This window comes from Pseudomonas protegens (genome assembly GCF_003732485.1).
Taxonomy (GTDB): domain Bacteria; phylum Pseudomonadota; class Gammaproteobacteria; order Pseudomonadales; family Pseudomonadaceae; genus Aquipseudomonas; species Aquipseudomonas protegens_B.
This window is the reverse complement of the sequence record NZ_MOAK01000086.1, coordinates 392707-398691: the sequence shown is the minus strand read 5'-3', so window position 1 is coordinate 398691 and position 5985 is coordinate 392707. Positions and strand designations below refer to the sequence as shown.

Here is a 5985-nt window from a genome sequence, read left to right as displayed (position 1 = left end):
CTGCTTGACGCTTTCATAGACCCCGCGGTCGAGGTCGGTCAGGTTCAGTTCGAATTTGTAGGTGGTGGACGGCTGGGCCATGTGCGGGCTTCTTGAGTGTGCGAAAAGGCGGCAAGTCTAACCCGAAACCTGCCGCCCTGCCCGACCGCTGACCGGGCCAACCCTGCTCTGGATGACATCCGCTGAAACGCATTGGCTGGGTAAAGTCGGTTGCCAGCCTGTAGCCATGGCTTTATAACCCCGCGCAAACCGGCTGGCGCGTAACGCGCCAGAGCCGCAGTTCAATAGAAAAGGACGTCCATGACCCTCTTTGTCATCCTGCTTGTCATCGCACTGGTGTTCATCGCACTGATTGTGTACTCCCGCCGGAAAATCGCCGAACAGAGCGAGGGTCTGGTAATGACTAGCAACCTCACCGCCCAGATCAATCAGACCCTGCTGCTGAGCAAGGCCGAGCCGCTGCTGGCGCTGAAACTGGCAGAGACGCTACCCGGCGAGGCCCGGGAACTGGCCTTGCAGTTGGTGGCCAGCGAGCTCTACCTGGCAGGACACAAGGCCCAGGCCCTGGCGATCTACCAGCAACTGCCGCCCCACGCCCGGGACTACGTGCTCAATACCCTGATCGAAACACTGCTCGACACCGACGATACCCAGGCCTGCCTGGAACTCCTGGAGAACTGGGGAGAATCCCTGCCCAGTTGGCCGCTGCTGCAAGTGCGTATCCTCCAGGCCCGTGGCGAACAGGAACGGGCCCTGGCCGTGCTGGGCGAATTGAGTGACCCGCAACAGCAGGCCGCCGAGGAACGCCAGAGCATCGGCAACCTGCTGATCCTGGCACACCTGCAACATCAGGCCGGGATGCAGGACGCGGCGCTGGCCAGCGTCGAGCACGCCTGGTCGACGTTCGAGGAATCCGAGGAGAGCCATCGCCAGTCGATTCTGCGCAGCCTGTTCGAGGCCTGCGCGACCCTGGGCCAGTTCGACTCGATCCTCACCCGGGCCGCGCCACTACCGGCAGAAGAACGGGCCCAGGCAGTCGCCGCCCTGATCAAGGCCGATCAACTGGATTCCGCCCTCGACCTGCTGGCCCCCATCAGCGAAGACCTCTACTACACAGCGCACAGCGAACTGATGGACCTGGCCCTGGCCCTGCCGCCGATCGATAACGCCCTGCGCCTGCTGGACAAGGCCCCCGACCTGCATCGCTACAGCCTGCTGCTGAGCCTGCTGAGCCACATGGCGACACAAGGCCAGACCGCAGAAGCCGAGGCTCTGTTACTGACCCTGGAAACTGAACCGAGCCAGCATCCGGGCCTGATGCTCAGCCTCTGTGAACAGCACCACGCCACGCAGCCGCAATGGGCCGAGGCACTGCTGGCCAAGGCGCTGCAACTGATCGACGGTTACAAGAATGACCATGAGTTCTGGAGCGGCATACGCATGCAGGCCCTGCGAACCCAGCTACAGCTGCAAAGCCGGCTGCCGGCCCATCGCCGGGACAGCTGGCTGGTACGCAGCAGCCTTGAGGAGTTGCACAACCTGCACCAGCAGCAGGACGGCGAACAGCAATTGCTGTGCATTCGCGAGCAGACCAAGCTGCTGCACGACCTGGGGCAGACCGCCCAGGCCAGGACCCTGCTGGAGCAGGCCCTGGCGTTGCTGGACAGCGACAGCCTGCCGGAGGTCGATGAGATGGACAAAACCTTCTACCTGGAGGACATCGCCAGCGCCTACCTGAGCATCGACGAGGCGCAGCAGGCCCAGGTCCTGCAGGATCGATTGCACAGCCTGGAGGCCGGTAGTCGCGACCTGGAAGAGGACCTGCTGCTCAATCACATCGAGCACCAGCGCTTCGCCCAGGCCATCGAGGCCCTGAACCTGAGCGTCTTGCTCAGCGACAAGAAGCCTTTATCGCGCCTGTATCAGGCCCTGGAGGAGCTGCACCAACGGGCCCCCGAGCGGGCCAGCGAACTTCAGCAACAGCTGATGGAGCGGTTCAGCAGCGGGATGGCCTGGCGCACCTCTCAGGCGAATTGACCGCCCCACCCCCGAGCTGACACCCGCCTGGCTGCAACCCGGTCGTCCAGGACGACCCCATGCAACGCGCCAGGCCACGACCCGCCCCCAAGGAAAACCGAATCATGGAAGTGCTTATCATCCTGCTGCTCATTACCGGCGTGATCTCGCTGTTGGTGGTGTATGCCAACAAGAGCAGCAGCGGCAATGACCTGGGCATCACCCTGGACGAGGCAGCGCAGATCAATCGCGCGGCGCACCTGAGCGCCATCGAACCGCAAGTGGGCTTGCAACTGGCCCAGCGTCTGACGGGCAAAGCCCGGCAACTGGGGCTGATGCAGATTCCTGCGGCGCTGTACCGACAAGGCGACCAGGAACAGGCCCTGGAGGTCCTGGCCGAACTCGATGAAACCTACCAGCCCATGGCGCTGAACCAACTGCTCGAAACCCTGCTCGACAAGGACGGCCCGCAGGCTGTGCTGAGCCTGCTGGAGCGCCTGCATCAACCCCTGCCGTCAGCGCCCATGCTGCGCATCCCACTGCTGGTGGCCAGCGGTGAACACGAGCAGGCCCGCGCCTTGCTGGTGACCTTCGGCGTCAACCAGTTGAGCCCGGACTCCCCCGGCGAGCACCGGCAGTTGGCTGCCCTGCAACGCAGCTTGGGCCTGGCCGACGAGGCTGCCATCAGCATCGGCCTGGCCTGGCAACTGCTGCTCAAACAGCCGGTCAACGAACTGGACCCACACGAGGTGGAGCAAACCCTGCGCGAGTACCGTGCCCAGGGGCAGGATACGCAGTTCCCGGCCATGGCCACGCAATTACCCGGATCGGCTCGGATCATCGTCGTGACCCTGCTCATGGAAACCGGGGAATTCGAGGTCGGGTTCGAACTGCTGGCGCAGGCCCCCGAGCCCGAGGACTACTTCGGCTACCCGCCGCTGCTCAAGCTGATCCTGGACGCCAACCGCCCGGATCTGGCTCCACGGCTGATCGCCCAGATGCCCGAAAGTTACGCCAGCGATCTGCTGCTGAGCCTGTTGAACTGGCATGTCGGGCGCAACGAAATGGCCAAGGCCGAGGCGGCCCTGCAGGCCTGCGCCGTTTCGCCCTCGCAGCGTATCTGGTGCCTGGTCTGTCTGTGGGGGACCTACGTCGAGGAACACTCGCAATGGTGCGCCCATCTGCTGGAGCAAGCCTTGCTGGCACTGGAGACCTTGCGTGGCGATGAGCAATGGCCATGGTTGCGCCTGCTGATCCTGGAAACCCAACTGCGGGTGCAGGCCGCCCTGCCGCGCCTGCGCCGCGACAGCTGGCTGATCCGCAACAACCTGGAGGAAATGGCGCATCTCAACACCCAGCTCGAATACGCCGATCGTCCGATGAAACTGGCGTTGCAGGCCAAGCTGCTCCACGACCTTGAACAAACCCGGCAAGCCGGCGAACTGCTGGATCAGGCTGTGCAAGCGCTCGACGACGACAGTCAAAATGCGACGCTGGACCCTGCGGAAAAAACCTTCTTCCTGGAACAGCTGGCGCTGAGCTACGTCTACATCGACGATCAGGCAAAAGCCGCCGAGCTAAAGACTCGCCTGGAACAGCCGGCGGCCTATGCCAGCCAGTTGAGCCAGGCCATGGTGTTGAACCATATCCGCCAGCAACGCTTCGAGGAGGCGATTGCCGGCCTGGAACTGCGCAACCTGTTTATCGGCGAAAACCCGGTGCAGCAGTTGCACCTGGCCCTGGAAACCCTGAGCCAGAGTGCACCGGAAAAAGCCCATGAGCTGCGCCAGAAGCTGATCGACAGCCTGGCTGCCGAGAGCGCCTGGGGTTACCCGAACGCCGCCTGAGGCCGTATGAGGCCAGCCGCTGCACGCCTTAACGCGGTGCGTAGCGGCTCCAGAGTTCGTTGAACTCCTTGAGGTAACTGACTACCAGTTGCGGGTGGTCGATCACCAGCAGGTTTTCCTCGTTGCCGGTGGTGGCGCTGCGGGTCCAGTTGAAGCTGCCGTTGAGCAGGGTCCGGCCATCGAACACGGCGAACTTGTGGTGCATGTGGAACGGCGTGTCGTCGATCCGCACCGGCACGCCGGCCTCGCGCAGCGCGGCGATGTCGCTGCCGACGTCGAACTGCTTTTCACTGTCGCTGATCACCCGCACGGCCACGCCGCGCTGGTGGCAGGCGCGGATTTCGTCGCTCAATTGATCGTCGGAAATGGTGAACACGCAGATATCCACCGAGATCCGGGCCTGGCGGCACAGGTCGCGGATCTTGCGCCGACAATCCTCACCGGGGCTGAAGTGGGCGCTGGCCATGTCGCGCACCGGGGCGCTGTTGGCATCCAGGGTCTTGACCACCTGCTCCAGCCATTTCAGCGCCGGCAGCACATTGGCGCTGTCCGCCAGGCTAAGCTCCCGCACCAGATCGAAGGCCCGGTTGCGCAGGTAACGCACCTGATCGGCGCTGAGTTCGCTGCCCAGTTGACGCAGTTCGTCCCGCTCTTCGTTGCTCAGTTTCAGGTCCAGCAGGCTGTCGCGCAACTGCCGGTCCAGGTGGGCAAAATCCATGTCGTGATCCTTGGGTTGGCGCCGGCAAGCCGGCCCCTACGGTTGGTGGTCCTTGAGGGTCGGAACCTCGCCGTTGCTGAGCATACGGCTCAGTTCGTCGAGCCGGTTGGCAATGTCGCTGATGCGGTGATGACCGTGCAGATCGACGTCGATCTTCTTGTGCATCACCTTGATCAGCGGCAGGAAGCTGTTTTCCAGCTGCTCGACCAGGCCTTCCAACACTTCACGCATGCCTGGCTGCTCCGGCGCCTGCAGCTCAACCTCGATATGCGGCGCCTGCTGCCCCAGCCGCTCCAGGCCGGCCAGCAGTTCACGCCAGGGCTTGGCCGCCTCGGCCTCGTCCACCGGCGGCCGGGCCAGGCCACGCACGCCCTCGACCAGGTCATTGAGCTGGGCCACGACGCGGGTGCCGACATCGCTGTCGCTGCCGCCCATGGAGCGGTTGCGCACGAAGTCGCGCTTGATCTGGGTCCAGCGCTGGCTCTGCTCCGGGGTCTGGTTACCGCGCAGCTCGGCGAGCTTGAGCAGGTTTTCCTCGGCGCCGGTGGTCAGCAACTGGGATTCGCCCTGGTAGTGGTCGGCCAGCAGTTGCAGGAGCTCGGCGTCGTTCATCACCGCCGAGATCTTCTCCGCCATCTTGTTCATGTTGCGGTAGCTGCCCTGCAACTTGAACGGCGGCTCGCTGCGGTACTGGTCGGCCTGGGCCGCGCTGGCGATGTACTGCTGGTTGACCCGCAGCACCACGTCGCGCACCTGCATCAGGCGTTGCAGGGTGGTGGTGATTTCGTTGATCTCGGCGCCGCTGTAGCTGTGGCTCAGTTCGTTGCTGGAGAAGGCCTTGCCCTCGGCCTTGGCGACGAAGCGGTAGACGTCCGCCATGTCGCGGGTGGCCAATGGCGCCAGCACCGGGTTGGAGGTCAGGCCGTTCTCGATGTAACTCAGGGCGAAGGCCTCTTGCATGCCCCCCAGGGTGTCGCCGAGGTTATAGATGTCGGCCCGGTTGGCCAGCATGTCGGGGATCTTGAACACTTCACCGGACTCGGTGTACGGGTTGCCCGACATCACCACGCAGAACTTCTTGCCGCGCATGTCGTAGGTCTTGGTGCGGCCTTTCCACACGCCTTCGATGCGCCGGGTGCCGTCGCACAGCGAGATGAATTTCTGCAGGAATTCCGGGTGGGTGTGCTGGATGTCGTCGACATAGAGCATCACGTTGTTGCCCATCTCCAGGGCCAGGTTGAGTTTCTCCAGTTCCTGGCGCGAGGTGGCGTCCGGTGCCTGGGCCGGGTCCAGGGAACGCACCTGGTGCCCCAGGGCCGGGCCGTTGATCTTCATGAAGATCAGGCCCAGGCGGTGCGCCACGTATTCCATCAAGGTGGTCTTGCCGTAGCCCGGTGGCGAAAT

The 5985-nt window shown here is 63.8% G+C and carries 5 protein-coding genes; 2 read left to right on the top strand and 3 right to left on the bottom strand.

Going from position 1 to position 5985, the window contains the following annotated elements; genetic code table 11:
- The coding region (locus BLX41_RS36560; protein WP_259745391.1) for a YaeQ family protein at nucleotides 1–81 on the bottom strand (81 nt) is incomplete at its 3' end.
- A gap of 219 nt (nucleotides 82–300) precedes the next feature.
- Between BLX41_RS36560 and BLX41_RS28770 the strand changes: the two genes are divergently transcribed.
- Nucleotides 301–2037 carry an ATP-binding protein gene (locus BLX41_RS28770; RefSeq protein WP_123727613.1) on the top strand — a complete coding sequence of 579 codons (1737 nt, stop codon included), beginning with the start codon at nucleotides 301–303 and terminating at the stop codon, nucleotides 2035–2037.
- A gap of 104 nt (nucleotides 2038–2141) precedes the next feature.
- Nucleotides 2142–3863 (top strand): tetratricopeptide repeat protein, encoded by a 1722-nt coding sequence (locus BLX41_RS28765; protein ID WP_123727612.1) that lies wholly within the window; start codon nucleotides 2142–2144, stop codon nucleotides 3861–3863.
- A gap of 28 nt (nucleotides 3864–3891) precedes the next feature.
- Here the strand turns inward: BLX41_RS28765 and BLX41_RS28760 are convergent, their stop codons facing one another.
- Both BLX41_RS28760 and BLX41_RS36555 read right to left on the bottom strand, forming a co-directional pair.
- Nucleotides 3892–4581 carry a phospholipase D-like domain-containing protein gene (locus tag BLX41_RS28760; protein WP_123727611.1) on the bottom strand — a complete coding sequence of 230 codons (690 nt, stop codon included), beginning with the start codon at nucleotides 4579–4581 and terminating at the stop codon, nucleotides 3892–3894.
- A 36-nt stretch (nucleotides 4582–4617) separates the two neighbouring features.
- On the bottom strand, nucleotides 4618–5985 hold a 1368-nt coding region (locus tag BLX41_RS36555; protein WP_259745298.1), incomplete at its 5' end, for an AAA family ATPase.

Coding starts and splice junctions, on each gene's coding strand:
- BLX41_RS28770 (WP_123727613.1), top strand. CDS start 301: ATGACCCTCTTTGTCATCCTGCTTGTCATCGCACTGGTGTTCATCGCA.
- BLX41_RS28765 (WP_123727612.1), top strand. CDS start 2,142: ATGGAAGTGCTTATCATCCTGCTGCTCATTACCGGCGTGATCTCGCTG.
- BLX41_RS28760 (WP_123727611.1), bottom strand. CDS start 4,581: ATGGATTTTGCCCACCTGGACCGGCAGTTGCGCGACAGCCTGCTGGAC.